This is a genomic window from Agrobacterium tumefaciens, assembly GCF_005221385.1.
GTDB lineage: Bacteria > Pseudomonadota > Alphaproteobacteria > Rhizobiales > Rhizobiaceae > Agrobacterium > Agrobacterium tomkonis.
Genome location: NZ_CP039903.1, coordinates 1,774,377 through 1,799,619 on the forward strand (window position 1 = coordinate 1,774,377; position 25,243 = coordinate 1,799,619).

Here is a 25,243-nt window from a genome sequence, read left to right on the forward strand (position 1 = left end):
GCAAAACATGCCGCCACTCTGCGCACCGTCTTTATGGCAGCCGCCGTAAAACACTTTTGCGAAGGCGTAACGGGCACGTTTTCAGGAGGTTATGGTGGAAAATCACCAACGGGTGTAAGCTCGGCTTTTGGATCTGAAGGGAGGAATGATCCGATGCCGCAAACCATTACCCAGACCGTCACGGACTATGTGCACGCCATGGCCTATGCCGATGAGGGCCTGATGCGTGACGTTTTCGATCCCCGCGCCAGCATCGTCGGTACCTTCGAGGGCGAGACCGAATGGCTGTCTCTGGAGGACTTCGTTGACCAGATGCGAAAAACCGAACGCGGCCTTCCCGATCACGACCCCACGTTCGAAATCATCGGCATCGACAAGGAGGGCGACAGCGCCTCGGTGAAGCTGACGACAAGTTTCGATGGGATGGATTTTTACGAATACCTGTCCCTGCTGGAACACGAAGGCAACTGGTCGATCGTGCACAAGCTTTACCACATCAAGCGGTAGATGCGGACCGGAAGAGCAACAGAAGTGCGGGTGGGGACAGGTTCAAGCTATTGAAAATACTGGTGCCCCCGACAAGGTTCGAACTCGTGACCCCCTGATTACAAATCATAATCGGAAGCCCAGAAAATATGGGGTTTAGCCCTACTTGTCGCGTCCATGTCGCGTCAAGACACGAAGTAATCGGCCGCCGACGCCAATTCTGACCCGTCATCATCACGGGGAAACAAATGTCCATAAGTGTCCATCGTCATCGCTATGGTGGAATGGCCCATGCGTTCCTGAACCACCTTCGGCGGCAATCCTAACCCGCCATCCTCGCGGCGGTTTATGCACCATGAAGCGAACCAGTGGCGCAGGCAGTGAAGGCCGGAATACTTCGGCGCCAGCACTGTCTTGCCGTCCTCATCCAGTTCTTCCTTGTCAGAGATGACCCCGGCCTTGACCCAGGCAGGATGGATATGCCGTCGAAGGATGTTCTTCAGGCTCTCCACCTTGCCAAGCCCGTTCGGGAAAACGAGATCCAGAACGAGTACCGCATTCCCGTTATCATCGAGTTTGCCGGTATCTCGGCGCGGGCAAGACAGCTTCCATTCCTTCAAGGCATTGATGACGATCGGCGGTGCCGGGATAACGCGCTCCCCCGATATCGACTTCGGCCGGCCAATGTCATTGAAGCGATCCGCCCGCTGGTGCACTCTGATTTCGTTCTTCTTGAAATCGATATCCTGCCACCGAAGCCCACGAAGTTCTGAAGCTCTCAGACCGCAGAACGCTGCCACCAGCACGAAAGCCCGCCAGCGGCCCTCAGACACACCAAGGAGCGCTTTAACGTCTTCGCGGGTGGGAATGTCTACTCCGACCTTCAAACGGCCCTTCTGGCGCTTCTCCTGCCGGTTGGCGCTCTTGCCTCTTCTCGCCTGCATCTCACGGGCAGCGTTGCGCACGACAAGGCCGCGCTCTTGAGCATCCGCAAGGAGCGTGCCGAGCGTCGTCATTACCCGCTTGATCATCGAAGGGGATCGGCCCTCCTCCCGCAACTGATCCTCGTAGGATCGCAGGCGAGCGGTGTTGAGGACGTTCAATCGCAGCGAACCTATGAACGGCACTATATGGAGACGAAGGGAACGCTCGTAGTCCTCGATGGATGACCGCTCAAGACCGGCTGCCCGCGTGGACGCTATCCACAACTTGCCCGCCTCTTCGACCGTAACCGTGGCGCTGTCGGCAACGTGCGTGCCTTCTCTAACCTCGACCGTCGCCGTGGCGGCGAACTGGTCAGCCTGCTTCTTGAGCTTGAACGTCTTCAGCCGGCGCGTTCCGTTGCCGTCCACATAGTCGACCACCCAGGCGCTCTTCGCCTCGCCTTTCGGAGTTGTCCATTCGCGCTTACGGACGCTCACCTTTTCCTCCTGTCATCTGAAGCACTTACCAGATCATCGAATATGTCCTTAAACCGCTCTCGAAGACTTTCCCGCTCTTCATCGGGAACCATGTTCAGCACCTGATAGAAAAGACCCAAGAGATCACGGTGCATAGCTCCTGATGAGGGAAGTGATTTCTCGATCAGGGCTATTGCTGACTTATTGATTTCTTGCTCAATCTCATCACGTTGATAGCTCCGAGCCCGCTTCACTCTCTCGAACAATTGTTCTGGAACCGTGACCTTCGGCCAGCCTCTTAGAGACTGCTCAAGACGCTCAATAATCTCCGCGTTCATCGAGCGCCCGCGCCGATCGGCTTCATTCTTCAAACGATCCCTCAGACCGGGCGGGAACCTCAGCTGATACTGATCTGGCTTGCTTCGGGTTGTCGTCATGGTGATCCCCTCTGTCCTTGCATCATATCCAGTGGGTATTTTTTTCTCTTGCGTCAATCATATCCAGTGGGTATGGTTACGAATATACCCAATGGGTATGTTTAATTAAACACTAGCGAGGATCGAAAATGGCAGAAGCGCAGCAGATGGATTTGATCTGGGGCTTGGACGAAATCGGCAAGCTGATTGGCCGCAACTATCAGCAGACCTACCACATGGTGAAATCCGGTCATCTTCCGATGGTGAAACAGGTGGGTGAGCGTTACGTCGCCAGCCGCCAGAAGCTCGTATCCTTCTTCATGGAAGAGGGTGAGACGAAGGGAGCAGCGGCATGAGCCGTTTCAACAAGAGGACCAAGGTCAAAGATTTTGACCAATTCCAGCTTCGCCTTCCTCCGGGAATGCGAGCCACAATAGCAGCTATGTCTGCTGACGTTGACGTGTCGATGAACGCGCTGATCGTCCACTTGATCGAACAAGGCATGAAAGCAAAAGGCCCGGCAACCGCGCCAACGGTTCCGAGCCATGGCTCAATCACTCACCCCTGCATGAGGAAAGACGAAATGAACGTTGCAACGAATACCACGGCTCCCGCCGTCGAACAAGAATTGATCTGCGACAAGGTTGACCGTCTGGCCCGAGAGCTTTCCGAAGCCCTGCCGCAGTGGTTCAATGGCCAGTTCATGGCGATGGTCTATCCTGCCGGCGATGTCCGCGGCTACTGGTTCCGCAGTCTCTTCCGTGACGAGAACGGCGAGAAGACTGATCCGGTAGTGAAAGCCGTTCAAGACTACCGAGACGGCTGCGCACGGTTCAATGCGATCAATAGCGCTGATTGGCCGCTCCATGGCGGAGAGGATGCCGTAATCGAAAAGACCTATGGCGGGCCTATGAAGGCGCTGGAGAACTGGGACCGGCCTTGCGCATCCCGAGACGGAGCAATCGCGGCCCTTCGGCATGCGTTGGCTGAGAGCGAGGATATTTATTGTTCGGACAGCATCGGCCCCATGCTTCGCGCTGCTCTTGGATATCTGGAAGGAGCCTCAGCATGAAACAGGCTCCCGTCGAAATCACCCGCGCCTGCCTCGAAGCGAAGATCGAGGAACTGGTCGCTCTTCTCGATCTGGTCGACGGCGACTGCGACCTTGAAGACAACGGCGACGATGAACCGTCCATTGGCGCTCACGGAAGGCTTGGCCGTGACGGTGTAGAGGACGATCTGGAAGAGGACACGGCCGACAGCGAGCACAGCATGGGTTGGTCCAATCCTCGCTTTGGCGATCACACTTTGCCTAAGGGCTGGAGCATGGGGGACTGGGAGCAATGACAGAAGGTAGCAACCGTCTCCCGCATCTGCTCGCTGAAATCAAAACCGCCAATGTCGTTTTTGCCCAGGCGCAAAAGACGACAGCATCGGCCGCGTTCGTTATGGGGAAATCGCTCATTGAAGCGAAAGAACTCTGCGGACACGGCGATTGGACCGGCTTCCTGAAGGAGACAGGCCTGCCGCCGCGAACAGCGCAGCGATATATGCGACTCGTCCAGTCCGGCTTAGGCTCCGAGTACATTGGTCTGATCGGCGTCACCGAGGCTCTTAGAGAGATAGATGAGGCGCAGGAAATTATGCCTTCGGATGGCAAGGCCATAATGGCCGTTTGGGAAGGAGAACCTACCCCAGACACGATGATGTGGTGGCGCCTCGACCGTCATACTGGCGGTTTCTTTCAGGTCCACACCAACGACGATGATCCCGATGTCGCCACCTTCCTGATCGTGCATTCAATGCCGGTCGTCTTCATCGCCTTTATCGTGGACGTATTCTCAAACGGTCTCATGTGGGACCAGCCGAGGCAGCAGCGGTTCCGCAGGGAAGTCACGATGGAGGAGCGCGACGAGAAGATTGCCTTTGTCAAAGCGGAAGCCGCTCGCTTCCAGGAGGCTCGGAAATGACCACACCCATCGAGAAAGCCGCCATGTGGCTGTCAGAGCAAAAGGAAACCCCGAGCGACATCATCCGAATTCTTCGGGATAAGTTCGGAATCACCGCCAGTGAGGCGGCGCAAGCGTGTACACTCGCGAACAAGTTTCGCACCTTCCGGAGGGCGCACGGTTGAAGGCAGTAACCAAAACGAACAAGGACGGCTCCGAGCAGGTATTGCTCGGGGCTGTTATCATGAAAGAACGGCCTTCCCGGAAGCGGGCAAAAATTCATGACCTCCCGTATTCTATCGAAAACCATCGGTTGCGGGAGATTGAGAAGATCATCCGCCACCGGCATGGAAGAGGTATTCCCGATCCAGCAGGCACCGACGATGTTGAACTTTGCCTCAATTATTTGCGTGCGGTAGCACTGACGCCAGACAGCCAAAGTGCCGCGTCATGGGCGCTTGTGTGGGCGCCATGGGTAGACCCGGTCACCGTTGATCTCCTCGACCAGACAGCGGCAGGGCGGAAAAAAATGCCGCCGGCAGATGCTGTGGCCAAAATGCTATTTGTTCGGCTGGAGGAAAGGACGATGCTTGGCCTGAAGACGATCGGTGCTTGCGACGTTTCGAAAGCCGAACGTCAAATTAGCGCTAAAGAACGCAAGCGTGAACGTGACCGGAACAGACAGGAACAAAAGCGGAGGGAAGTCGGTCGTGTTGATCGCAAGTCCTATGAGGCTACATCTTTGACCAGCCTCAAGCCGTGGGAGCAAGAGGGAATTTCACGCCGAACATGGGAACGTCGACGTGTCGCAAGTCTATCGCGAATAGATATATCAACAAATGGCGACACACTTGCGTCAAAGCCAGATCAGGCACCGCACGATGCCCAGAACGATATGCATCAAGCACGCGTAGCGGGGTTGATGGTGGGTCTGGGGGATCATCCCCCAGCGGAGCTCCAAGAGGCAGGGCCTCATGGGAATGGCGACAAGCTGCAAGGGAGAGCAGCATGAAAGGTGAACAGCTTAATCTCTTTGATCAGCCGGAGAAGAAACCGATGGCCGAGGTAATTTTGTTTCCGGTTGACCGAGAGATCGGCTTCATCCGTGAAACCGCTCGCATTCTGACCATCAAGCAAGGGGCGGCCGCTGACAGGTTTTGGCAGATGACAACGCGCAGGCTTTATGCTCGCCTCCAGGTTCGAGGCATGAAAGATGAGGATATCAAGGCTGAGGTAAGATGCTTTGCCAATGCTGTTTTCTCTCAGTTGCAGATGGATGCTTCCAGTAATCCGAAAGGTGCTGCATGACTGCAAATTTGCAGATCACTGTAAACGGTCCGCTCGGATCATGAACGTTTCCGAGCGGACCGTTTACATGAGCCGGAAGATAGCGCGGCTCCGTCCTGACCTTGTTCCAGCTATCGAGGCAGGTGCACTCACCCTCAACGCGGCCATGGCACAGATTGACGAGAGACCGAAGCAAACTTCGTGGGAACGTCTGGTGAAGGCATGGAATGCGGCAACGGAAGACGATAGAATACGGCTGATTTCCGAAGCAACAAAAGGGTGGAGCAAAGCTTGAACCAACCGAAGCTGACGGCCGCCCGCCTCGATGCCATCTTATCCCCAAATTTGGGGGAAAGTCGGTCTGCACTCGCCAAGGAAAGCCTATGGGGTCCGAAGCAAATCGGCGCTTTCATGGGCCTTTCCCCTGACACGGTACGCCGCATGGCGAAGACCGATCCGACCTTTCCAGCGCGGATAAGATTCGGTAGGCTCTTTGTGACCCGAACGGAGATTGTCGTCTGGCTTCAGCCGCGACATGATGAAGTGCAGCAATCTGCTTGAATTTGCTGCAAAACGCCGCATTTGCGTAATGGCTCAAATCAGAGCCATACGCCATCTTCCAGCCCATGAGCTGGAACCCTTTCAAACGCACCGAAAAGATCGAGACGCGAGACGAGAACCTCAAGGATGAGGACGGCTTTCTCGCTGCCTTGTGGTCCGGTGTCTCCTCCGGCACGGTGGCAATCTCCGGCGCTCAAGCGCTGCGCGTCCCGGCCGTGGCCAATGCGGTCAGGGTCATATCTGAAGCCGCCGCCACCCTCGATATCAGGATCATGGAACGCCGCGAGGACGGCACCGAGGAAGAGGACCGCAATCACCCGATCGGTGTCTTGTTGCGTGGTGACGTCAACCCATGGTCTGCAGGCTTCGACCTTATCCGCGATCTGGCCGCCGACGCCCTCACCCGTGACTGGGGTGGCCTCGCCTATGTGAACCGCGTGCGCGGCGAGATCCGCGAAATCATCCGGTACCAGCCGCAAGGCATCAGCGTGACCTTCGATCCTTGGACCGGCGAACCGACCTATCGCATCAACGGCCAAATCGTGAAGCCCGATAGCGTGGTGCACGTCCGCGGTCCTTTCGACAAATCGCCGCTCACCCTTGCCGCCGAAGCAATCGGTGCCGCAAAGGTAATGGAAACCCACGCCTCCAATTTCTTCAAGAATGGCGCAACGCCTGGTGTCGTGATCCTCAACAAGAAGAGCCTTGGAGACGAAGGCGCCAAGAAGATGATCGCCGGATGGCGCAAGGCTTTCCGCCAGCCGTCGGATAGCGGCAAGGCTGCCGTTCTCTGGGATGACGCCGATATCAAGCAGCTCATGCTCAACTCGGTGGACAGCCAGTTCATCGAACTGCGCAAGTTCCAGATCATCGAGATTGCCCGCGCCTTCCGCGTCCCGCCCTCCATGCTGTTCGAACTCGACCGCGCCACATGGAGCAATTCCGAGCAGATGGGCCGGGAGTTCCTGACCTACACGCTGGAGCCATGGCTTCGCGCTCTGGAGACTGCCCTTGGCCGTGCGCTGCTGACCCGCGAGGATCGCAAGCGCTACCGCATCAGCTTCGACCGAGACGACCTGACCCGTGCTGACCTCACGTCGCGCGCTACAGCGATTTCAACCCTCATCAGCGCCAAGGTGCTCAATCCGAACGAAGCCCGTGGGTGGCTCGATCTGGGGCCATACGAGGGCGGCAACGAGTACGGCAACCCGCACATCAATCCGAACGACCAGAAGGCAAATTTGCCCGCTGATCAAGAGGACGGCGCCGACACTTTGAAAACCGACAAGGAGCCTAAGCCCGATGACGCTCGATGATATCCGCGCCAACCTCGCAGATCAGGATCGTGGCCGCTGGCTCGATATCCTCGGCCCATGGGAGGGACAGCTTGTCCTTCGCCTTCGTATCGCCGGCCCTGATAGCGACGTGCAGCACCGCGCCCGTATCCAGATGATGGACGAATTGGCCGCCGCTGCTGACGGCGAAGGCAAGGTATCGTTCGAACTCCGCGAGAAAGCCCGCGTCAACTGCCTTGGCCGGTGTGTCCTTGGCTGGGAGATCGAGGAAGATGGCAAGCCGTTGCCCTTCTCGCAAAAGGCTCTCCTCGTCTTCCTGAACGTCGCATGGATACAGCAGCAGGTTGACGCCTTTGCCGCTGACCGTGCCAACTTCCGAAGCGAGGCGGCGTGATGGATCACCTCGACCTTTCCCTCAGATTTGAGGCGCCCAGCGATACCGGCGAGTTCTCCGGCTATGCCGTCATCTGGGATCAGCGCAACGCCCATAACGAAATCGTCAAGCGTGGGGCATTTCGGGCTTCTCTGGAATTGCACAGGCAGGCAGGCACCCGGCCCGTCATGCTCTGGTCGCACGATCCAACTGACATCATCGGCGTATGGACCGAAATCCGTGAGGACGAGAAAGGCCTGTTCGTTCGCGGGAAAATCGTCACCGGCACGACGCGCGGCCGGGAGGCTTACGAGCTTCTGAAGGCCGACGCGCTGAATGGTCTCTCGATCGGCTTCCGCCTCAACAAGGGCGGCGAGACACGACAGGCCGGCACTCGCATCCTGACCGGCATCGACGTGCGCGAAATCTCCCTCGTGGGCATGCCATCTGCACCCAATGCCCGGATCACCTCAGTTCGCAGTTCTGGCCGCTCTACCGAGAGCGCAGCGGCCTTCATCAACGCATGCCGGAAGGCGAAATGCGCTCTCGTCAGCAAAGGGAAATGACCATGAAGCACTTCACCCTCGAAACCCGAGCCGAACCGGAAGATGATCCGCTGGCCGCAGCAACGCAGGCCGTGGAAGAGCTGCGCGCCGGGTTTACCGAATATCGCACCGGCTCCGAAACCGAGATCAACGAACTGCGCACGCAGCTTGCCGACCTCGAAACCCGCATGAACCGTCCCGGCGGCGCAGGCAATCCCGGCGACGACGAAATCTCGCTGGAGCGCCGTGCGTTCTCCAACTTCCTGCGCCTGGGCGACAACCGCATGGACCCGGAAGAAACCCGCGCTCTGATCGTGGGTGATGACACCAAGGGCGGCTATCTGGCTCCTGCCGAGTTCCAGACCGAAGTCATCCGCGGCATCGTGGAAATCTCCCCGATCCGTCAGGCTGTCCGCGTCGGCTCCACCTCTGCCGGTTCCGTCATCCTGCCGAAGCTCACCGGCCGCCCGACTGCCTCGTGGGTGGGTGAAGACGAGGAACGCGATGAAACGACCATGACCTATGGTCAGCTTGAAATCCCGATCCACGAGATTGCATGCTTTATCGACGTGTCGCTCCGTCTTCTCGAAGACTCGGCCATCAACGTCGAATCCGAGATTGCCACGGAACTGTCGCAGGAGTTCGCCCTCAAGGAAAACGCGGCCTTCTCGAATGGCAACGGCGCCAAGAAGCCGCTCGGCATCCAGCAGGTTCCGAACATCGCGGAAGTCATCAACGGCCACGCCACGAACATCAGCGCTGACCAGCTTATCGGCCTGATGTACGCCATGCCGGCCGCCTATCGGAACAACGGCTCCTGGCTGATGAACGGCACCACGCTCGGCAAGGTCCGCACCATCAAGGATGGTCAGGGCAATTACCTCTGGCAGCCGTCCTATCAGGCGGGCCAGCCGTCCACCCTGCTCGGCCGTCCGGTTATTGAAGACCCGACCATGCCGGACATCGCAAACGGCACGTTCCCGATCTACTACGGCGATTTCAGCAAGGCATACCGCGTCTATGACCGCGTGGGCATGTCGGTGCTGCGCGACCCGTACACGCAGGCGACAAAGGGCATGGTTCGCTTCCACGCCCGCCGCCGCGTCGGTGGTGGCCCGACCCTCACCGAAGCACTCCGCAAACTCAAGATGGCGACCGCCTAAGGAGGAATGACCATGCGTGACATCGTTCACAATATTGGTGTCGTGCAGAGCATTGCGCCTGCCGACATCGCCGCCACCACACAGGGCACGTCTGTTGACCTGCTCGGCTTCGACAGTGTGGCCTTCATCGCCACGACGGGCGTCCGCACCGCGTCCGGCGCATTCACGCTCACGCTAGAGGAGAGCGACGACAACGCCACCTTCACCGCCGTGGATGCTGATCACTATCAGGCGCCGGTCTCTGGCAACCTGGCAGCCAATATCACGGCCAAGGTCGGTTATCGCGGCTTCAAGCGCTACGTGCGGCCTGTCCTCACGAAGGGCAGCGGCACCTCCATCTTCGTCAGCGTGATTGCCATCAAGGGCAACGCCGCGAACCGTCCGGTGGCATGATGGCTGATAAGTTCGACACTCAGGCTGATGTGGTCTTTGCACCCGCAAGGCGTCATTTCCAGATCGCCCCCAGCAACTCGGCTGATCTGCCGACGCGCCTAAGGCGATCTATTGCCAGGCTGATGGCACAATCGTCTGCCGTGACGAGCTGGGTGTCGATCTGCCCTATGCCATGACGGCTGGCCAGATCCTCCCCCTTCGTCCGGTTCGTGTTCTGGCAACAGGCACGACCGGCACATTCTACGGGTGGGCCTGACCATGCCGACACGCGCCCCCTCAGTCTGTGGACACTGCAACAAGGCTCATCCCCGTGGTGAGACCTGCGTTGCTGTTAGAGCAATCCAGAAGGAGCGCAAAGCCCGCCACGACCAGAAGCGCCCCAGCGCCCGCCAGCGTGGCTATGACAGCACATGGGAAAGGGAGGCCAAGGCTTTCCTCTCCCTCCCTCAAAACGAGTTCTGCCAGTGTGGGGCAAAGGCGACCGTCGTGATGCACATCAAGTCCATCCGGCAGCGCCCAGACCTGCGCATGGCCCGATCCAACTGGAAGCCGGGTTGCCAGAGGTGCAACGCCATCGACGCCGCGAATGAACGGCGCACCCTTGAAAGGAACAAGCCATGACTATCAACGCGACGGCCGGTGCGAAAATCTACATCGGCACCACTAAGGAACAGAAGAAGGCCGACTTTGTGCTGGCTGACTTCTCCGCTGCCAATGCAGTCACATGGAAGGAGATCGGAGAAGTCGAAGGTCTCGGTTCTGTGGGTGATACCAGCGAGGCCATCAACTTCACATCGATCGGTGACAGCCGCACCCGTACACTCAAAGGCCCACGCTCTGCCGGCACGATGGAGCTGGTCATGGGCATCGACTATTCCGACCCCGGTCAGCAGGCTCTCATCGCTGCCGAGAAGACCATCCACGATTACGAATTCAGGATCGTGCTGAACGATGCACCCGCAGGCGGCACCCCTTCGGAGCGTCTGTTCATCGCCAAGGTCATGAGCCAGGCCGAACAGTACGATGCAGCCAACAGCGTCATGAAGCTGAACGCCTCCCTTGGCGTCAACAGCAACGTGGTGCGCGTCGATGCGGAGGCCTAAGCCATGATGATCATACCCGCCCGTATCAAGGTCGATGTCAGTAAGGACGAAGACGGCGACCTGCTCATGATCGTTGAGCAGGAACTGACGCACGACCAGAAGGACACGCTCTATCAGGCTATGCGCTTGTTCAAGGGCGGTGACTTCAGTGGCCCAGGCTTCAACGTCTATCTCAAAGGCGAGGACATCGTGCTTGAGCGTACCTGACCCTACCGGGGGGTGGTCTCAGACTTTCCACCCCTCAAGGGGACCGGCGGCGGGTCCATCGTGCGAAAAATTTCTCAATTGGCCCTGATTTTGTGAACGACAGAAAGGAGGTTGTTCAATGATTGTAGACGTAGCGATTTTGATGCAGCAATTGAACGCCACCGGCATCCCCGGAACGGACGATGACGCGCTGATCGAGCGCAAGATCGAGGCCGCCCAGAACCATATCGAACGCCTGCTCGGCTTCAGGATTGAGGAGACCTATGGCGGCACGGATCAAGACGAAATTCCGTCGGCGCTGGTTGAGGCTGTCTGTCAACTGGCGGCGCATTGGTACGAAAACCGGGAAGCAACCCTTGTCGGTGTGAGCGCTCAGGAACTGCCCTTCGGCGTCTGGCAGATCGTCAACGAATTCAGGGAGTATTCCTTTGGCTGACGATGGTGGAATCGGTCGCATCAAGCAGCGGCTGGCGATGATCCCGAAGAACGTGCGGGAGGCGATGGTGCCGGAGCTGGTGAAGTCGGGCAACGACCTCGCAGTGACAGCCCGCATCCTCGCGCCACGGGACACAGGCGCCCTGCAGGAGAGCATCACGGTAACGCCGGGTGGATCGAACACCCCGCCCTACTCCACACCCGGTGGCCGCGTCACGGTCCCTGAACTGGCCGTCGCTGTGACCGCTGGAAACAAGGATGTCAGGTATGCGCACCTCGTAGAGTACGGCACACAGGAGGCTGCAGCGCAGCCGTATTTCTGGCCTGCCTTCCGTCTCCTCCGCAAGAAGATTACAGGCCGCATCAAGCGCGCTGCATCCACTGCCGTGAAGAAGAACTGGGGTGGCCGATGAGCGCTGAACTTGCCCTGCAGAAAGCCATCCGTGCGCGCCTCGTGGCATCCCCAGAAATTCTGGGACTGCTACCCGCTGCCAACATCCTCGACCGCAACGAGCGTCCGAACCCGCGCCCCTCCATCGTCATCGGTGAAGGCCAGAGCGTGGACGAAGGCGACAGCATCGCCCGCACCCTGACGCGGGTTTACATGGACCTGCATGTGTGGGTGGAAGAGCCATCAACGGAGATCAGCAAGCGCATTGCCGGGGCGATCCGGCTTGCCATGAAGGTCCGGCCCCCAGTGGGGGATGGATACAATTGCGCCGATTGCCGAGTGCGCGGCACCCGTTTCATGCGCGATCCAGACGGCAAGACCAGTCACGCCATCGTCACCATCGACGCCCTTGTGCAGGAGGTCGCATGAGAGCCGGGAACCTTGATCGCTCTATCACCGTCCAGAGCTTCACCAGCACCGTGAACGACTTCGGCACGCCTATCGAGACGTGGACCGACGTTGCCACCGTGCGCGCCCAGATCATCCAGAGCAGCACAGAGGAGTTCCTGACCAGCGGCGCAACCGACGAGACCGTCATCATTTTCCGCACCCGTTATTTCGGTGGCGTAACAACCTCTAGCCAAGTCATCTACGAGGGCAATACCTTCAACGTCCGCGAGGTCAAAGAGATCGGCCGTCGCAAGGGCCTGGACCTGCGCTGTGAACGAAAGGTGTCCGCATGAGCAGCAAAGGGACACGCGGAGCGAAGGCCACGCTGAAGGCCATCGACGGCGGTTTGAAGGGCGTTCCCAAAGCCTCTGCAAATTTGCCGACCCAGATGGAAGAGGAATGGAACACGATTGCCGCCGAAATGGTGCAGCGTCAAATCCTGACCGCATCCATGACGGGACTGCTGGAAGCGTACCTCATTGCAATCTGGACCGTGCGCGAATGCCAGAAGGCGATCGAGGAGCACGGCATTCTCACGAAAACAGCCCACGGCAATCTCAAGCCGAACCCAGCCTCTGGCCTGATGTCCAAGGCGCAGGAGACCGTTGCCCGCATGTCGGCAGAGCTTGGCCTGACGCCGGCAGCGAGATCGAAGCAGGGTTTTACTCCATCGGAGGGAAACTCGAAGAAAGGAGGCGCACCCGATGGCCTCGACGTCTAAGGTGGAAAATATTCCACAATTCAAAGCCACGCGCCCGGAGTGGATCTTCGACGGCAGCGAGATCGAGGACACGTTCGGCTATGGCGAGCGCGCCGTGGACTTCCTGCGCCGCCTGAAGCATCCGAAGAGCGAGAGCGGTGATTTCGAACTGCCGTTGTTCTGGGAACGTATCGTCCGCCGCATCTATGGCCCGTGCTATCCGAACAAGCGCCGACAGGTGAAGACGGTATTCATCCTCCTGCCGCGTGGCGCCCGCAAGACCACGATGGGCGCAGGCCTCGCATTGCTCCATACGGTGGGCTGGGAGCGCGTTCCCGGTGGTCAGGCAATGGTTGCCGCCTCTGCCGAGGAAGACGCCCGTATCGCTTACGACGAGGCCGTGGGCATCGTAGGCGAAACCGAGTGGCTGCAATCAGCCATGAAGCCTACCGAGAGCGTGTTCTATCTGGAGCATCGCAAGAGCAAGGCCACGTTCCGCGCTCTGGCATCCGGTGGCAAGGGCAAGCTCGGCAAGACTCCAAACTTCGTGCTGGCCGACGAGCTGATCAATTGGGAGGGCGAGAACAGCCGCCGCAATTGGCAGGCCATCCGCACGGGCTTGAACAAGGTTCCGAACACGCTGCTGGTGATCATTACGCAGGCCGGCCGAGGACAGGAAAACCTTGCCTATGAGCTTCTGACCTATGCCCGCAAGGTCCAGTCCAGTGTGATCCATGATCCGAACTTCCTGCCGGTCCTGTTCGAGAGCCACCCCGACGACGATTGGCAGGATGAAGAACTCTGGCACATGGTCAATCCCGGCCTGGCTGAAGGCTATCCGGATATCGACGGCCTGCGCACCATGGCGCGGGAAGCCAAGGAACGGCCATCTGACCGCGATAACTTCCGCCAGTTCCACCTCAACTGCTGGCTCGATTACAGCGCGTCTCCGTTCGTCTCCATGCCGATCTATGACGAGGGGAACTTTCGTCCAGATTTGGACGAATTGGAAGCGAACCAGACGCCTTGCTATCTCGGCGTGGACCTTTCCAAGACCACCGACTTGACCGCCGTTGTTGCCTGCTGGGGAGACCGTGAGAACGGGTATGCCGTCCACCCTTGGTTCTACCTGCCGAAAGACAACCTGCTGAAGCGTGGCGCGCGTGAGGGTGTAAATTACGCTGTCTGGGAAGAGCAAGGCCACATCACGCTCACAGAGGGCAACGTGGTCGATTACCACGCGGTAGAGGCTCACATCAAAGAGCTATGCGCCCGGTTCAACGTTCGCGAGATAGCTTTCGATCCGGCGCTCGCCCGCAACAGCATCAACAATCTTCTGGATGAAGGTTTGCCCGTGGTCGAGTTTCGGCAGGGCTGGCTCACGATGTCCCCTGCCATCAATGAGCTTGAGCGTGCCATCCTGGCCCGGCAGTTCCAGCACGGCGGCCACCCGATCCTACGGTGGCACTTCGATAACATCGCTCTCCGCGAAGACAGTTCCGGCAACCGTTCCTTCCACAAAGCCAAAAGCAAAGACCACATCGATGGCGCCGTCGCCACAGCCATGGCCGTTGCCCGCTGCGCTGCCGGCGATAGCGGCCGATCCTCTTACGACGATTTCGATGGTGACATCGGAGAATGGAGCTACGCATGAGCCAGACCGACGAAGAACGCCTTGTGATTATGCTTGAGGCCCGAATTAAGGATCTCGAGCGCAACATGGCGAAGGCCAGCGGCACGACGGAGCGCGAGTTCCGCAAGATGTCGCAGTCTTCCAAGCGTGCGACCGACCAGATGGAGAAGGATGCCATCAGGTCAACCACGCGCATTAATCAGGCGATGGCTACGGTCGGCACCAAGATCGGCGCCGTCGGCAAGGCGTTCAGCGCTGGCGTGTGGGGCGGTATCGCTGGTCTTGGCGTGGCTGGTGTCGTGGGCACGCTTGCCAGTCTCGCAAAAGGCATTTCAGAAGTAGGCGATCAGGCAAAGATTGCCGGCGTCAACGTCAAGGCGTTTCAAGAGCTGAAATACGTTGCCGAGCAGAACCGCATCGGCGTTGACGCGCTGACGGATGGCCTGAAAGAACTCAATCTCCGGGCTGATGAATTTATCCTGACCGGCCAAGGCTCGGCGGCCGAAGCGTTCCAGCGGCTCGGTTTCTCGGCGGAAGACCTGAAAAAGAAGCTCGAAGACCCCTCTGCCCTCTTCACCGAGATTATCGGTAAGTTGGGGAAACTCAGCAAGGCGGCGCAGATCAGAATCGCTGATGAGATTTTCGGCGGCACTGGCGGCGAGAAGTTCGTCCAGCTTATCGACCAGGGCGAAGCCGGCATCCGCGACACGATCAAAGCCGCGAATGATCTTGGTATCGTGATGGATCAGCAGCTCATCGACCGCGCCGCGGAAGTCGATCGCCGGTTCAACCAGATCGCCAATACAGTCGGATCAACACTGAAAAGCGCCATCGTCTCGGCTGCCGACAGCCTGGCCGAGTTCATCGATGGGTTCCGCGATTATCAGAACCAGATGAGCAGCACGCTCCAGAACACCCAGCGCGAAATCGGCATGAAGCGGCTGGACATCGAGAACAAGATCCTTGAGGCCCAGAACAAGAGCTGGGCGACGGATGCTCAGCAAAATAAGGCCGTTGGCCAGTATCGCATCGAGCTTGAAAAGCTGAACCAGGAAGACGCCAAGATCACCAAGGCGATCGGTGACAAGCTGCAGCCCATGCAGCGAAGCGGCAACGACACGTGGACGCCTCCTGACTACAAGCCGCCCAGCAAAAGTAAGTCTTCCCGCTCGGCCTCCACGACGCAGGCTGACCGCGAGCGTAAGGCAGTTGAAGACCTCATCAAGGAGCTTGAGGAAGAGCTTCGTATCGTCAACCTATCCGACGCAGCCAAGCGCGCCTCAGTGGCTTCCAGGCAGGCTGGAGCAGCTGCGACCGACGACGAGCGGAAAAAGATAATCCAGCTGAATGAAGCAATATTTCAGGAAGAGGAGGCGCGCCGGAAAGCCGACGAGCAGATGCTCTACTACCGCGACCTAACCAAGGCTGGCCTTGATGACCTGTTCGGCGCGATCGAAGAGGGCAAAAGCTTCTGGGAGGCGATGGGCGACGTTGCCGTCAACAGCCTCAAGCGCATCGCGGACACGATGCTTGACGACGTGCTCGACAGCATTTTTCAGGTCAACAAGGCGGCATCCGGCGGCGGTGGTGGCGGTGGCTTCCTGTCCAGCTTGCTTGGAGGTCTGTTTGGCGGCGGCGGCTCGCAATGGGCAGGTATCAAATCCGGCTCGATCACGGGCGGACTATTCGCCAATGGCGGAGCGTTCCCCAATGGCATCAACGGGTTTTCAAACCAGATCGTCAGCACACCCACGATGTTCGCCTTTGCCGATGGCGCTGGCCTCATGGGTGAAGCTGGGCCGGAAGCAATTATGCCGCTCTCTAGGGACGGCTCTGGGCGCCTTGGCGTGGCGGTGAATGGTTCTGCCGCCTCCGGTGCTGGAAGCGCGTCTGGCGGCTCCTCTGAGGTGCTGGTGAAGCTATCGCCTGAACTGGTGGGGGAAATCCTGAAGCAGGCTCAGGGGCAGACGGTGAAGATCGTTTCCCAGAACAACAAAGACACGCAAAACTTCAAGTCAAACGGCGGGAGGGAATACTGATGGCCGATTATGAAATCATACCCGAGGTGCTGCCGTGGGCATCGTGCAGCTTTGACCCGATAAGCCCGGCCAGCTCGTCGCGCATGGAAGGCCGCCGGACGGAATCTCAATCGTTCGGTACTCCTTACTGGACACTGAAGCTCGCCACGCACTGGCTGGAAACCCATCTGTTCGGCCTGTTCGATGCCTTCACCATGAAGGCCGATGTTCGGGGCAAGCCGTTCCTTGGGTATGACGTGTTCCGCCCGCGCCCGATCGCGATGGATACCGGTTCGCCCTTATCCGGCACCAAGGCAGGCGGCGGGGCATTTAACGGCGATGTATTCTTTCAGGCCGTGTCCGCAAACACGCTGTATCTCGGTGGACTGCCGGCGGGGTTCATCTTCACGGCAGGCGATTACGTCGAGGTGAGAGCCAGCGTTTTGAAGCGATCCCTGCACAGGGTCACCGAGCCAGCAGTGTCGGATGCCAATGGCTTTGCGACCGTGCAGATCATGTATCCGCTGGACACGCAGAACTTTAACGCGACGTGCACCGGTCACCTCGAAAAGCCCTCGTGCCTGATGATGATCGACCCCGGCAGCGTGCAGGCGCCGAAGTCATGGAACAGCCGTGAGGGCAGCTTTTCTGCAACGGAGGTTTTCGTCTCATGAACCTCGAAAAGCTCCTCTGCGCCGAACTGAAGCGCCAGCTTGAAGCCAAGGGTGTTCGTGACACACGAATACCTTCTGGCGGCGAACTGCTGTGGAAATGGTTCATGGCCCTGCACAAGACCCGGCAGACTGGTATGGCTGGCCCTCAGCCGATCACTTACGCGGAAATTATGGCCTACAGCCATATTTACTCCCTGCCGATCGAGCCACGGCACGTAAAAATCCTCGTAGCCATGGATCAGGCCTACCTCGAAACCGTCTACAAGAAGCAACCGCAGGCGCCTGAGGGCGTGAAGGTTCTCCCGCCGGTATCGAAAGCTCCGCTGACGGCCGGTCTCTTTGATGCTCAATTCGGGGGTGCGAAATGACGCTCACCAAGAGCATGTACAGATCGTATACCGAGTATCGGCATGGCAAACCGAAACCTGTGACGCTCCCAAGGGTCTTCAAGCAGGATGAGAGGCGGCACGTTATTCATGACGTGATTGACATCATGTCTGACTGGCGGCACTCGCCGTTCGAAAACGAAGGATCGACGCGCGCGGGGATACGCTCGGCATTGTGCCTTCAGGGATACCGCTGGGAGGTTTCGGACCACGAGGCGGCGCTGCTGGTCGGAGAGGCAGTTAAAGCCGTTGGTGCCGCTCGGCCTTCATGGGAGCAAGGGCAGCGTGACTATTATGCGGCCAGCGTTTATTGCCGCTGGTGCGCCATCCCGCTTCCAGAGGAAGAGCAGTTGGGCCAGCGCAACGGGCAGTATTGCTCTGGCGTTTGCGCAAAGGCCGCGCTCACTTACCGGATAAGGGCGTCAGATTGCCGCGACAGATCGATCATCGAAACGGCGTATCGGGCCGTCAGGCGTGAGTTATCGGCAGAGAGAACTTGCGAGGAGTGCGGGATATCCTTCAAGCCGTTCGCGTTCTCAAGAGTGTCGCAGAAATACTGCACGACCATTTGCCGCGACAAGGCGAACCGGAAGTACCACGCCAAGCCGTGCGCGGTGTGCCAGGAGCCATTCTTTCCGAAGCGCCCCTCTCAGTACTTCTGTTCAAAAGCCTGCATGGGCGAGAGCATGAAGACTATCCAAGAGAGAACGTGCAGCCATTGCGGGGATGTGTTCCGGCCTAAAAACGAATGGGGCGGGAGGGGAAATTTCTGCAGCAAAGAATGCACCTATGCCAGTCTGCGGGTTCCGAAATTCGAGAGAGTTTGCGGTTGCTGTGGTGAACCCTTCCTCGCGAAAATGGCCCGGGCGAAGTACTGCTCTCGCAAATGCATTTTGGTGATGGACAAGCGCAAGCGCCGGCAGACGCCCGCGGTTATCCCCTTCGTGCCCATGCACATGCTGACGGCCGAGGTATTTGACGGATGGTTCAGGAGAGCGGCTTAGTCCGCCTTCTTACGGCCGGCCATGATCTCTGCGAACATATCGGCCTGTCTCTCCGAAGCCGACCGAATCGCCTTGAGCTGGCTCAGCATGTTGCCGAACGCTGCAATGATGACGAAGCCCACGATGGCAGGAGCCGCCCAAGGCAGCATCGCCAAGATGGTCAGCGCGGTTGCCGATCCGCCGCCGCTGTTGGCCGTGATCAAAATCATCACGAGCAAGACGATAGAGGCGCCCAGCGCGCCAACAACTTCCAGAAATTTATCCATGCAATCCCCCTAGCTCGGGCAAACCTGCCAGACCATTTTGCATGTTGCAATCCGTGTCGCGTCGAATTGCCGATAGTGAGTTACACCCGTTGAAATTCAACGATAATCAGTTGCGACATGATGCGACAGGAATTTCAGGGGGAAAGCACCTAAGTGGTTGAAAATACTGGTGCCCCCGACAAGGTTCGAACTCGTGACCCCCTGATTACAAATCAGGTGCTCTACCAACTGAGCTACAAGGGCAATCCAGTGCCTTGCCAACTATCAGATTCTGATCTGGTGTAAAGCAAAAACTGATGACACGGCATCAGCGAATATCTTTTCCACATCACATGCGCTTAACGTCTCGAAGACCATCATCGCGGCAAAGGCCCGGAAAATAAGCGAAGTATTTACGCAGCGCCGGTAAGATGGCGATGAAACATAACCATTGCAGCGAGAAATACGCCTCAGATGCGCGCGAGCATACAGAAAATACAGCTGACAGGCACGATCGTCATCGCCGCGAGTTCAATTCTGCTGGCCACTCTCGCCGCGGTGCCAAGTGTCTCCAATTATCTGCGTTACCGCGCCAATGCCGCCCAGCTCACCCGTTTCGAAACAGCACTTCAGTCCGCATGGCTGATCTCGGCCGAGCGCGGCCCTGCAAACAATCTGATGGGCGCACCCGCCCCCGATCCGAAACTGGTCGAGGGGCTTGCAGCTGCACGCAAGGCGACGGATGACAAGCTGTCGGAGCTTGAAGTTTCCTTCACCGAGGAAATCAAGACGCAACCCGAACTGGCGAAATCACTGGCTGAAACCCGCCAGAAGCTCGCCCAATCCCGCGAAGCGGTGGATCGGGTTGCCGCGCTCCCTTCTTCCACGCGCAGCCAGAGCGCCATGTCCAACGCGATTTTATCGATGTTCAAGGCAGCCGATAGCGTCAACCTGCTGCGCGGCAAGGCGGCGCGCGCCGTCATCAAGGTCACGCCCGACGTGGCGATCGACATCGCGATGACCGGCACTGCCGGCGTAATGCGCGACAGGATTGGCAGACTCGGCTCCTATGTAGTGATGAGTCTGCGCGCAAACCGGCAGGATAAGCTGGGGTATCGCGCCAAGTTCGATAATGAAATGCAGGGCCTGCTGTCGCTGAAAGCCTCGCTGATCAACTACACCGCCGCCTACCTGTCGACGCCGGGACTGGACAAGGCGTTTCAGGATATGGAGACCTATTATTTCGGTCAGGCACTGCGTTACGCGCAGAATACGATCGTGATAGCCATGCCCTCCGCCCAGCCGAGCATTCTTGAATTCTCCAGGAACTACATTGCCGGCATGCGCTCGTCCGATACGCTGCGCGACCTCATTCTCTCCGAAACGCGGGCAAGACTCGAAAAAAGAAAGAACGAGGCTCTGGTCTTTGGTGGAGCATCCCTTCTTCTCGCCGCCATCGCGGTTCTGGTTCTGCTGCGTCTCACTTCCGTCTATAGAACGGCGTTGTTCCAGCCCATGCAATCCGTCCGAGCGCAGATCGCCGCGATCGCCGCCGGTGACCTTTCCGAAACCCGTTGTGAAGACAGGGTTGCCCCGGAAGTGAAGAAGATGTTCGAGGAACTTGATTTCCTGCGCGAGCAGCTTCGCCAGAAAGGCGAAATGGAGAACCAGCAGCGCGCGCTGGCCGAGCAGCTACGCACGCTCTCTGAAACCGATTCCTTGACGGGCGTCTTCAATCGCCGTGCGCTGGAAAAGGCCGTTCGTGCCATATTGAGCGGCGAGGAACAGTATCAGTCGCTCGGCGTGATGATTGTCGATATTGACCACTTCAAATCGATCAACGATCGTTATGGCCATGCCATGGGCGACCTCGCGCTGCAAAAGACGGCGGGGCTTTTGCGCAGCGCATTGCGCAAGAACGATATTCTGGCCCGTTACGGCGGTGAGGAATTCGTCGTCGTGCTCCAGGATGTCAGCCATGCCACCGCGACGGCAACCGCCGACCGCCTTCGCCGCCTGATCGAAGCCCAGATCATTGATGAGCAAAGCGGCTTGTCGCTGACCGCAAGCTTTGGCGTTGTGTGGCAGGAAGCGCGGGCGATAAGCAGCTGGGACGAGTTGATCGCAATCGCCGACGACCGGCTTTATGAAGCCAAACGCGCCGGCCGCAACCGCGTCTGGGCCACTTATTTCCCAAAGGTCGCCAACGGATAGATGCTGGCATGGATCAGCAAACTGCCGGCGGTTCTAGATCAAATCCAGCGTCATCACCACCGGGCAGTGATCGGAAGCCTTGGGGCGATCCCAGCCGGTGCGCGGATAACGCTCCACTTCCTGCCCCGGCGGAAAGATGGTGCGATACGGCTGGCCCGCCCGGATGATTTCAGGAGCCCTTGTCGCGTTGATTTCAGCCAGGCGCGGTGAAAGCCAGATATAATCCAGCTGGCACAGATGCTGCTCCTGCGGCCCGCGGGAATGATAGAGCGTCCAGCGATCCATGACATCACGGCGCAGCATCGGATTGGTAACGAAATCATCGGCGGTGAAGACATCGAGCGCGCTCCGCGCTTCCTCAATGGGCGTGAAGCCGTAGCCGTTGCGCCGGTCACCGGAAATCGCCACACGCTCCTGATAATCGTTCATATCGCCACAAATGGCGAAATTCTTGTTACGTGTATTGCCGACACCCCAGCGGTTTTCGATGATACGGCGCACGGCCATGGCTTCCGCCTCGCGGATCGGCATGGTGGCGAGCCGCGCATCGACCGGGTCGCGGGAATTGGTCATGGATTTGAAATGCGTGACGTAAAGCGTCAGCGGCTTGCCGCCGATCCGGAGGTCTATTTCCAGGCAATCCCGTTTGAAAATCTTGTCGTCGATCTGGTTAGTCGCAGCCAGCGCCGGATTGAAGAGATCGAGATTGCGATAGGTCAGAGCCGCATGGCTCTTGATGTCGACCACCTCGATTTTGTCACCATCACGGGTCTGCTCGCGCATGACGACGGCGACATCGATGCCGCGGCTGTCATTGCCCTCGACCAGATATTTCTGCAGGTAGCCATTGCCGACCATGCGGTAAAGATAGCCATATTCAAAGGCCTGCAACGCGGCCATGTTATCGACCTCCTGCAGGCAGAGAATATCCGCATCCGCGTCCGCTATGGCGAGCGCCGAAAGCTGGCGCGTATCGTCGGTAGAGGAGACTGTCCGCGCGCTTTCAAGCGCCTGATAGGTCGCCTCGTCCCTGATATCGAACAGCTGGATCGCCCTGTCGCGCCGTGTCTGGTTGCGAAACCCGGTGAAATCAAAACGGGTAAGAAGATTTTCGATATTGAAGGTGGCAAGCCGAAGCGACATGTTTCATTCCTGTTGCTGGAATAGGAGCTTAGCCGCTCCTGCCCCGCCTCGCCAATAGTTTAAAGACGCCAGGCCGCACGAATGGCAACCGGCAAACGGTCTCCGATGGCAACCGCTTCCCGCGAATAGGCCCTGAGCGCCTGCCCATCCGGCAGGTCAAGACGAAGAGCATAACGCTCCCCCTCGTAAAGGACCGAAGTGACGGTGCAACTGACACCCTCAGCGTCCCGCACCACATCCTGTGGCCGCACAAGAAAATCCGCCTGCGGCAAGTGCCTGCCGCTCTCCATCGCCGCCCGAAGCGCCGTCCAGTCAAGATCGCGCGAAACCCCTTCCGCTACCGGCAGGGTCAGGATCGCGCCCTGCCCCACCAGCGAACCGACCAGCCGTCCCTCCGGCCGCGCATAAAGCTCTGCCGGTGGCGCCACCTGCAGCAACCTGCCTTGCGACATGACGGCCACATCCGTCGCGAGCGCCATGGCCTCGGCCTGATCATGGGTGACATAGATCATCGTCGCGCCGGAGCGGATGTGGAACTCGCGAAACGTTTCCTCCATCTCCTGACGCAGATGCCGGTCGAGATTGGCGAGCGGTTCGTCGAGCAGCACCACATCAGGCTCGGTAACGAGGCAACGGGCCAGCGCCACGCGTTGCCGCTGGCCACCGGACAATTCAGCGGGGCGGCGATCCGCGAAACTTTCGAGACGCACGGCCGCCAGCGCCTGGCGCACCTTCTCGCGATATTTCTCACCGGAAATGCCGCGCACCTTGAGGGGATAACCGACATTGTCGGCAACCGACATATGCGGCCACAGGGCATAGGACTGGAACACCATCGCCATGTTGCGCCGCTCCGGCGGCACCATGCTGCCCCCATCGGCCAGCACGCGCTCGCCAAGCAGGATGGAACCGTCGGTCGGCTGTTCGAAACCGGCGATCATGCGCAGCACCGTGGTCTTGCCGCAGCCGGAAGGGCCGAGCAAGGCTAGGAAGCCGCCGTCACGTACGGTGAGCGACACATCATCGACGGCAGGCTTCGATCCGGCTCCAAAATTTTTCGACAGGCGGTTGAGAATCAGTTTCGCCAAGGAACCACTCCTTTCGGCAGATAGCGCCCCAAAATTTCGAGCAGAGCCATGAGGAAAATCACCATGATGACGACAAGCACCGAAAGTGCCGAAGCAAGATCGAAGCTGCCGCTGTCATCGAGATTGTAGATGAGCACACCGAGCGTCTGCGTGCCGGCCGACCACAGCAGTGCCGACACCGTCAACTCGTTGCAGGCGATCAGGAAAACGAGAATGACCGAAGCCCCCGCCGCAGGCCCGACCAGCGGCAGGATGATATCCTTCAACCGCCGCCAGAAACCGGCGCCGGACAACCGCGCCGCCTCTTCCAGCGACGGGTCGAATTGCAGAAAGGCGCTGACCATCGGCTTAAGGCTGACGGCGAAGAAGGAGGAGAAATAGGCGAGCAATATGATCCAGATCGTGCCGTAAAGCGTGAAGCCGAGCAGCGGAATGGGGGCTGCGAAAAGCAGGACAAAGGATACGGAAATCACCACGCCCGGCAATGCATAGGGAATATCCACCAGCGCCGACAGCAGGAACATGAAGCGGCTTTTGCCCCGCACCAGAAAATAGGCGGTCAGCACCGTCACCGCCAATAGGCAAAGCGATGTGGCGGATGCCAGAAACAGCGAATTGCGGAAGGCGGTACGGGTTACGCTCTGGCGATAAAGCAGTTCCTCATAGGCATGCAGCGTCGCGGTCTTGAGGCTGAGCGGCACGCCATAGGCGGGGGCGAGCGAACTTGCCACCAGCGCGGCAAGCGGTGCGACCAGCATGAAGAACAGCACGAGCCACAAAGCAAGCTCGGCCACCATCCGCCAGCGCGACAGCCCAAAGGTCGCGGCCTTGCCGGAAAGACCGATGATCCGATAATCCCTGCCCTTCATCGCCCGTTCCTGAAGAGCAAGCCCGGCGACCGAGATGATGGCGATCATGGTGGAGAGAATGGCGATATCGCCGAATGTGCTCGCGCCGAAACTGGCAAAACGGCTGTAGATCAGCGTCGGCAGGGTGAAGATTGACGCGGGAATGCCGAGGATCGCCGGAATGCCGAAATTGCCGACATTGGACACGAAGGAGATCGCGGCACCCGCGATCAAGCCCGGCGTGGAGAGCGGCAGGATGATATCGAACAGCACGCGGCGCGGTGAAGCACCGGAAAGCCTGGCGGCCTCGATGCCATCCTGCGGCAGCGCAAGCAGACCGGCGCGCAGCGACAGATAAACCAGCGGTGCGTGCTGCACGCCGAGCAAAAGCGCGATGCCCGCAATCGAATAAAGCGGTTGCGGCGATCCCATCGCCGGCGCAAGGCCGATAGCCTTCAACAACGTACTCGACGGGCCGGTCATGCCGATCCACGACAGCGCCGTCACCTGCGGCGGGATCATCATCGGCAGCATGAACAGGAAGCTTAAAATCGACTTGCCGCGAATGTCGCAGAGCGTCAGCGAAAGCGCGAAGGCGCCGCCAATCGCCAGCGAGATCAGCATGCCGAAAAACGAGGTGGAAAGCGTGTTCAGCGCCGCATCCCAAAGGGCTGGATCAGCGAGAAGCCGCCATATGTCACCATTGAGTGATGAGATGATACCGGTATAGGCCAGCCGCCCGAGCGGCAGGGCGCTGAGCGCAAAAACAACGCTGACCACAAAAGGAAACAGCCAGCGCGGCTGGCTGTTTCCATAGGCACTTGAACGGGACATGC

The 25,243-nt window shown here is 58.9% G+C and carries 33 protein-coding genes and 1 tRNA gene; 27 read left to right on the forward strand and 7 right to left on the reverse strand.

The window, feature by feature from the left end; genetic code table 11:
* The first annotated feature begins 153 nt into the window (after positions 1 to 153).
* On the forward strand, positions 154 to 507 hold the full coding sequence (locus CFBP6623_RS08925) for a nuclear transport factor 2 family protein (protein ID WP_046798136.1): 354 nt from the start codon (positions 154 to 156) through the stop codon (positions 505 to 507).
* Positions 508 to 671: 164 nt separating this feature from the next.
* Here CFBP6623_RS08925 and CFBP6623_RS08930 read toward each other — a convergent pair whose 3' ends face one another.
* Both CFBP6623_RS08930 and CFBP6623_RS08935 read right to left on the reverse strand, forming a co-directional pair.
* Positions 672 to 1,907: a tyrosine-type recombinase/integrase gene (locus CFBP6623_RS08930; protein WP_080841995.1), complete on the reverse strand. Its 1,236-nt coding sequence runs from the start codon at positions 1,905 to 1,907 to the stop codon at positions 672 to 674.
* On the reverse strand, positions 1,904 to 2,323 hold the full coding sequence (locus tag CFBP6623_RS08935) for an Arc family DNA-binding protein (protein WP_137002522.1): 420 nt from the start codon (positions 2,321 to 2,323) through the stop codon (positions 1,904 to 1,906). Before CFBP6623_RS08935 ends, CFBP6623_RS08930 begins: the two co-directional genes overlap by 4 nt.
* A 128-nt stretch (positions 2,324 to 2,451) precedes the next feature.
* Between CFBP6623_RS08935 and CFBP6623_RS08940 the strand changes: the two genes are divergently transcribed.
* The 25 genes from CFBP6623_RS08940 to CFBP6623_RS09060 all read left to right on the forward strand — a co-directional run bounded on the left by CFBP6623_RS08940 (position 2,452) and on the right by CFBP6623_RS09060 (position 18,869).
* Positions 2,452 to 2,658, forward strand: a complete 207-nt coding sequence (locus CFBP6623_RS08940; protein ID WP_080841993.1) for a hypothetical protein — start codon at positions 2,452 to 2,454, stop codon at positions 2,656 to 2,658.
* Entirely contained in the window at positions 2,655 to 3,374 is a 720-nt protein-coding gene (locus CFBP6623_RS08945) for an Arc family DNA-binding protein (RefSeq protein ID WP_080841992.1), read from the forward strand. Before CFBP6623_RS08940 ends, CFBP6623_RS08945 begins: the two co-directional genes overlap by 4 nt.
* Positions 3,371 to 3,649, forward strand: a complete 279-nt coding sequence (locus CFBP6623_RS08950; protein ID WP_080841991.1) for a hypothetical protein — start codon at positions 3,371 to 3,373, stop codon at positions 3,647 to 3,649. Before CFBP6623_RS08945 ends, CFBP6623_RS08950 begins: the two co-directional genes overlap by 4 nt.
* Positions 3,646 to 4,272: a DUF3102 domain-containing protein gene (locus tag CFBP6623_RS08955; protein ID WP_080841990.1), complete on the forward strand. Its 627-nt coding sequence runs from the start codon at positions 3,646 to 3,648 to the stop codon at positions 4,270 to 4,272. Before CFBP6623_RS08950 ends, CFBP6623_RS08955 begins: the two co-directional genes overlap by 4 nt.
* Entirely contained in the window at positions 4,269 to 4,436 is a 168-nt protein-coding gene (locus tag CFBP6623_RS26765; RefSeq protein WP_167379141.1) for a hypothetical protein, read from the forward strand. Before CFBP6623_RS08955 ends, CFBP6623_RS26765 begins: the two co-directional genes overlap by 4 nt.
* Positions 4,433 to 5,263, forward strand: coding sequence for a hypothetical protein (locus CFBP6623_RS08960; RefSeq protein WP_080841989.1), 831 nt, complete (start codon positions 4,433 to 4,435; stop codon positions 5,261 to 5,263). The genes CFBP6623_RS26765 and CFBP6623_RS08960 overlap by 4 nt, the downstream gene beginning before the upstream one ends.
* Complete coding sequence (locus CFBP6623_RS08965) at positions 5,260 to 5,559, forward strand: DUF6074 family protein (RefSeq protein WP_080841988.1); 300 nt, start codon at positions 5,260 to 5,262, stop codon at positions 5,557 to 5,559. Before CFBP6623_RS08960 ends, CFBP6623_RS08965 begins: the two co-directional genes overlap by 4 nt.
* A gap of 605 nt (positions 5,560 to 6,164) precedes the next feature.
* The gene (locus CFBP6623_RS08970) at positions 6,165 to 7,415 is read left to right on the forward strand and encodes a phage portal protein (protein ID WP_080841985.1); all 1,251 of its coding nucleotides are present in this window, start codon (positions 6,165 to 6,167) and stop codon (positions 7,413 to 7,415) included.
* Entirely contained in the window at positions 7,402 to 7,788 is a 387-nt protein-coding gene (locus CFBP6623_RS08975) for a hypothetical protein (RefSeq protein WP_080841984.1), read from the forward strand. Before CFBP6623_RS08970 ends, CFBP6623_RS08975 begins: the two co-directional genes overlap by 14 nt.
* On the forward strand, positions 7,788 to 8,333 hold the full coding sequence (locus CFBP6623_RS08980; RefSeq protein WP_080841983.1) for an HK97 family phage prohead protease: 546 nt from the start codon (positions 7,788 to 7,790) through the stop codon (positions 8,331 to 8,333). The genes CFBP6623_RS08975 and CFBP6623_RS08980 overlap by 1 nt, the downstream gene beginning before the upstream one ends.
* A gap of 2 nt (positions 8,334 to 8,335) precedes the next feature.
* A complete protein-coding gene (locus CFBP6623_RS08985) occupies positions 8,336 to 9,475 on the forward strand; it encodes a phage major capsid protein (RefSeq protein WP_232370400.1) in 1,140 nt (379 codons plus the stop codon).
* 12 nt (positions 9,476 to 9,487) lie between these two features.
* The gene (locus tag CFBP6623_RS08990) at positions 9,488 to 9,868 is read left to right on the forward strand and encodes a hypothetical protein (RefSeq protein WP_080841981.1); all 381 of its coding nucleotides are present in this window, start codon (positions 9,488 to 9,490) and stop codon (positions 9,866 to 9,868) included.
* Between the two features lie 148 nt (positions 9,869 to 10,016).
* On the forward strand, positions 10,017 to 10,124 hold the full coding sequence (locus CFBP6623_RS27255) for a spike base protein, RCAP_Rcc01079 family (RefSeq protein WP_425090162.1): 108 nt from the start codon (positions 10,017 to 10,019) through the stop codon (positions 10,122 to 10,124).
* Between the two features lie 361 nt (positions 10,125 to 10,485).
* Entirely contained in the window at positions 10,486 to 10,971 is a 486-nt protein-coding gene (locus tag CFBP6623_RS09005) for a hypothetical protein (protein WP_080841979.1), read from the forward strand.
* A 3-nt stretch (positions 10,972 to 10,974) separates the two neighbouring features.
* The gene (locus CFBP6623_RS09010; protein ID WP_080841978.1) at positions 10,975 to 11,178 is read left to right on the forward strand and encodes a hypothetical protein; all 204 of its coding nucleotides are present in this window, start codon (positions 10,975 to 10,977) and stop codon (positions 11,176 to 11,178) included.
* 118 nt (positions 11,179 to 11,296) lie between these two features.
* Complete coding sequence (locus CFBP6623_RS09015) at positions 11,297 to 11,614, forward strand: head-tail connector protein (RefSeq protein ID WP_080841977.1); 318 nt, start codon at positions 11,297 to 11,299, stop codon at positions 11,612 to 11,614.
* The gene (locus CFBP6623_RS09020; RefSeq protein WP_080841976.1) at positions 11,607 to 12,026 is read left to right on the forward strand and encodes an HK97-gp10 family putative phage morphogenesis protein; all 420 of its coding nucleotides are present in this window, start codon (positions 11,607 to 11,609) and stop codon (positions 12,024 to 12,026) included. Before CFBP6623_RS09015 ends, CFBP6623_RS09020 begins: the two co-directional genes overlap by 8 nt.
* Positions 12,023 to 12,433, forward strand: a complete 411-nt coding sequence (locus CFBP6623_RS09025) for a DUF3168 domain-containing protein (RefSeq protein WP_080841975.1) — start codon at positions 12,023 to 12,025, stop codon at positions 12,431 to 12,433. The genes CFBP6623_RS09020 and CFBP6623_RS09025 overlap by 4 nt, the downstream gene beginning before the upstream one ends.
* Positions 12,430 to 12,747: a phage head closure protein gene (locus CFBP6623_RS09030; RefSeq protein WP_080841974.1), complete on the forward strand. Its 318-nt coding sequence runs from the start codon at positions 12,430 to 12,432 to the stop codon at positions 12,745 to 12,747. Before CFBP6623_RS09025 ends, CFBP6623_RS09030 begins: the two co-directional genes overlap by 4 nt.
* On the forward strand, positions 12,744 to 13,175 hold the full coding sequence (locus tag CFBP6623_RS09035) for a phage terminase small subunit P27 family (RefSeq protein WP_080841973.1): 432 nt from the start codon (positions 12,744 to 12,746) through the stop codon (positions 13,173 to 13,175). The genes CFBP6623_RS09030 and CFBP6623_RS09035 overlap by 4 nt, the downstream gene beginning before the upstream one ends.
* Positions 13,159 to 14,808: a terminase large subunit gene (locus tag CFBP6623_RS09040; protein WP_080841972.1), complete on the forward strand. Its 1,650-nt coding sequence runs from the start codon at positions 13,159 to 13,161 to the stop codon at positions 14,806 to 14,808. Before CFBP6623_RS09035 ends, CFBP6623_RS09040 begins: the two co-directional genes overlap by 17 nt.
* A complete protein-coding gene (locus CFBP6623_RS09045) occupies positions 14,805 to 16,826 on the forward strand; it encodes a hypothetical protein (protein ID WP_080841971.1) in 2,022 nt (673 codons plus the stop codon). The genes CFBP6623_RS09040 and CFBP6623_RS09045 overlap by 4 nt, the downstream gene beginning before the upstream one ends.
* A complete protein-coding gene (locus CFBP6623_RS09050; protein ID WP_080841970.1) occupies positions 16,826 to 17,479 on the forward strand; it encodes a hypothetical protein in 654 nt (217 codons plus the stop codon). Before CFBP6623_RS09045 ends, CFBP6623_RS09050 begins: the two co-directional genes overlap by 1 nt.
* On the forward strand, positions 17,476 to 17,847 hold the full coding sequence (locus tag CFBP6623_RS09055) for a phage tail assembly chaperone (protein WP_080841969.1): 372 nt from the start codon (positions 17,476 to 17,478) through the stop codon (positions 17,845 to 17,847). The genes CFBP6623_RS09050 and CFBP6623_RS09055 overlap by 4 nt, the downstream gene beginning before the upstream one ends.
* Positions 17,844 to 18,869: a hypothetical protein gene (locus CFBP6623_RS09060; protein WP_080841968.1), complete on the forward strand. Its 1,026-nt coding sequence runs from the start codon at positions 17,844 to 17,846 to the stop codon at positions 18,867 to 18,869. The genes CFBP6623_RS09055 and CFBP6623_RS09060 overlap by 4 nt, the downstream gene beginning before the upstream one ends.
* Here CFBP6623_RS09060 and CFBP6623_RS09065 read toward each other — a convergent pair.
* Positions 18,866 to 19,135: a hypothetical protein gene (locus CFBP6623_RS09065; RefSeq protein ID WP_080841967.1), complete on the reverse strand. Its 270-nt coding sequence runs from the start codon at positions 19,133 to 19,135 to the stop codon at positions 18,866 to 18,868. The two genes, CFBP6623_RS09060 and CFBP6623_RS09065, sit on opposite strands and share 4 nt — an antisense overlap.
* 167 nt (positions 19,136 to 19,302) lie before the next feature.
* Positions 19,303 to 19,378: transfer RNA gene (locus tag CFBP6623_RS09070), tRNA-Thr, on the reverse strand.
* A 210-nt stretch (positions 19,379 to 19,588) separates the two neighbouring features.
* Between CFBP6623_RS09070 and CFBP6623_RS09075 the strand changes: the two genes are divergently transcribed.
* Positions 19,589 to 21,328 carry a GGDEF domain-containing protein gene (locus tag CFBP6623_RS09075; protein WP_080841966.1) on the forward strand — a complete coding sequence of 580 codons (1,740 nt, stop codon included), beginning with the start codon at positions 19,589 to 19,591 and terminating at the stop codon, positions 21,326 to 21,328.
* Positions 21,329 to 21,361: 33 nt separating this feature from the next.
* Here CFBP6623_RS09075 and CFBP6623_RS09080 read toward each other — a convergent pair whose 3' ends face one another.
* From CFBP6623_RS09080 to CFBP6623_RS09090, 3 genes are read right to left on the reverse strand one after another with little or no spacing between them, the layout of a single operon-like run.
* Complete coding sequence (locus CFBP6623_RS09080; protein WP_046798135.1) at positions 21,362 to 22,471, reverse strand: endonuclease/exonuclease/phosphatase family protein; 1,110 nt, start codon at positions 22,469 to 22,471, stop codon at positions 21,362 to 21,364.
* Positions 22,472 to 22,530: 59 nt separating this feature from the next.
* Positions 22,531 to 23,559, reverse strand: coding sequence for an ABC transporter ATP-binding protein (locus CFBP6623_RS09085; RefSeq protein WP_046798134.1), 1,029 nt, complete (start codon positions 23,557 to 23,559; stop codon positions 22,531 to 22,533).
* Positions 23,547 to 25,241, reverse strand: a complete 1,695-nt coding sequence (locus tag CFBP6623_RS09090) for an ABC transporter permease (protein ID WP_046798133.1) — start codon at positions 25,239 to 25,241, stop codon at positions 23,547 to 23,549. Before CFBP6623_RS09090 ends, CFBP6623_RS09085 begins: the two co-directional genes overlap by 13 nt.
* Between the last annotated feature and the right edge of the window lie 2 nt (positions 25,242 to 25,243).

Coding starts and splice junctions, on each gene's coding strand:
- CFBP6623_RS08925 (WP_046798136.1), top strand. CDS start 154: ATGCCGCAAACCATTACCCAGACCGTCACGGACTATGTGCACGCCATG.
- CFBP6623_RS08935 (WP_137002522.1), bottom strand. CDS start 2,323: ATGACGACAACCCGAAGCAAGCCAGATCAGTATCAGCTGAGGTTCCCG.
- CFBP6623_RS08940 (WP_080841993.1), top strand. CDS start 2,452: ATGGCAGAAGCGCAGCAGATGGATTTGATCTGGGGCTTGGACGAAATC.
- CFBP6623_RS08945 (WP_080841992.1), top strand. CDS start 2,655: ATGAGCCGTTTCAACAAGAGGACCAAGGTCAAAGATTTTGACCAATTC.
- CFBP6623_RS08950 (WP_080841991.1), top strand. CDS start 3,371: ATGAAACAGGCTCCCGTCGAAATCACCCGCGCCTGCCTCGAAGCGAAG.
- CFBP6623_RS08955 (WP_080841990.1), top strand. CDS start 3,646: ATGACAGAAGGTAGCAACCGTCTCCCGCATCTGCTCGCTGAAATCAAA.
- CFBP6623_RS26765 (WP_167379141.1), top strand. CDS start 4,269: ATGACCACACCCATCGAGAAAGCCGCCATGTGGCTGTCAGAGCAAAAG.
- CFBP6623_RS08965 (WP_080841988.1), top strand. CDS start 5,260: ATGAAAGGTGAACAGCTTAATCTCTTTGATCAGCCGGAGAAGAAACCG.
- CFBP6623_RS08970 (WP_080841985.1), top strand. CDS start 6,165: ATGAGCTGGAACCCTTTCAAACGCACCGAAAAGATCGAGACGCGAGAC.
- CFBP6623_RS08975 (WP_080841984.1), top strand. CDS start 7,402: ATGACGCTCGATGATATCCGCGCCAACCTCGCAGATCAGGATCGTGGC.
- CFBP6623_RS08980 (WP_080841983.1), top strand. CDS start 7,788: ATGGATCACCTCGACCTTTCCCTCAGATTTGAGGCGCCCAGCGATACC.
- CFBP6623_RS08985 (WP_232370400.1), top strand. CDS start 8,336: ATGAAGCACTTCACCCTCGAAACCCGAGCCGAACCGGAAGATGATCCG.
- CFBP6623_RS08990 (WP_080841981.1), top strand. CDS start 9,488: ATGCGTGACATCGTTCACAATATTGGTGTCGTGCAGAGCATTGCGCCT.
- CFBP6623_RS09005 (WP_080841979.1), top strand. CDS start 10,486: ATGACTATCAACGCGACGGCCGGTGCGAAAATCTACATCGGCACCACT.
- CFBP6623_RS09010 (WP_080841978.1), top strand. CDS start 10,975: ATGATGATCATACCCGCCCGTATCAAGGTCGATGTCAGTAAGGACGAA.
- CFBP6623_RS09015 (WP_080841977.1), top strand. CDS start 11,297: ATGATTGTAGACGTAGCGATTTTGATGCAGCAATTGAACGCCACCGGC.
- CFBP6623_RS09025 (WP_080841975.1), top strand. CDS start 12,023: ATGAGCGCTGAACTTGCCCTGCAGAAAGCCATCCGTGCGCGCCTCGTG.
- CFBP6623_RS09030 (WP_080841974.1), top strand. CDS start 12,430: ATGAGAGCCGGGAACCTTGATCGCTCTATCACCGTCCAGAGCTTCACC.
- CFBP6623_RS09035 (WP_080841973.1), top strand. CDS start 12,744: ATGAGCAGCAAAGGGACACGCGGAGCGAAGGCCACGCTGAAGGCCATC.
- CFBP6623_RS09040 (WP_080841972.1), top strand. CDS start 13,159: ATGGCCTCGACGTCTAAGGTGGAAAATATTCCACAATTCAAAGCCACG.
- CFBP6623_RS09045 (WP_080841971.1), top strand. CDS start 14,805: ATGAGCCAGACCGACGAAGAACGCCTTGTGATTATGCTTGAGGCCCGA.
- CFBP6623_RS09050 (WP_080841970.1), top strand. CDS start 16,826: ATGGCCGATTATGAAATCATACCCGAGGTGCTGCCGTGGGCATCGTGC.
- CFBP6623_RS09055 (WP_080841969.1), top strand. CDS start 17,476: ATGAACCTCGAAAAGCTCCTCTGCGCCGAACTGAAGCGCCAGCTTGAA.
- CFBP6623_RS09060 (WP_080841968.1), top strand. CDS start 17,844: ATGACGCTCACCAAGAGCATGTACAGATCGTATACCGAGTATCGGCAT.
- CFBP6623_RS09065 (WP_080841967.1), bottom strand. CDS start 19,135: ATGGATAAATTTCTGGAAGTTGTTGGCGCGCTGGGCGCCTCTATCGTC.
- CFBP6623_RS09075 (WP_080841966.1), top strand. CDS start 19,589: ATGCGCGCGAGCATACAGAAAATACAGCTGACAGGCACGATCGTCATC.
- CFBP6623_RS09080 (WP_046798135.1), bottom strand. CDS start 22,471: ATGTCGCTTCGGCTTGCCACCTTCAATATCGAAAATCTTCTTACCCGT.
- CFBP6623_RS09090 (WP_046798133.1), bottom strand. CDS start 25,241: ATGTCCCGTTCAAGTGCCTATGGAAACAGCCAGCCGCGCTGGCTGTTT.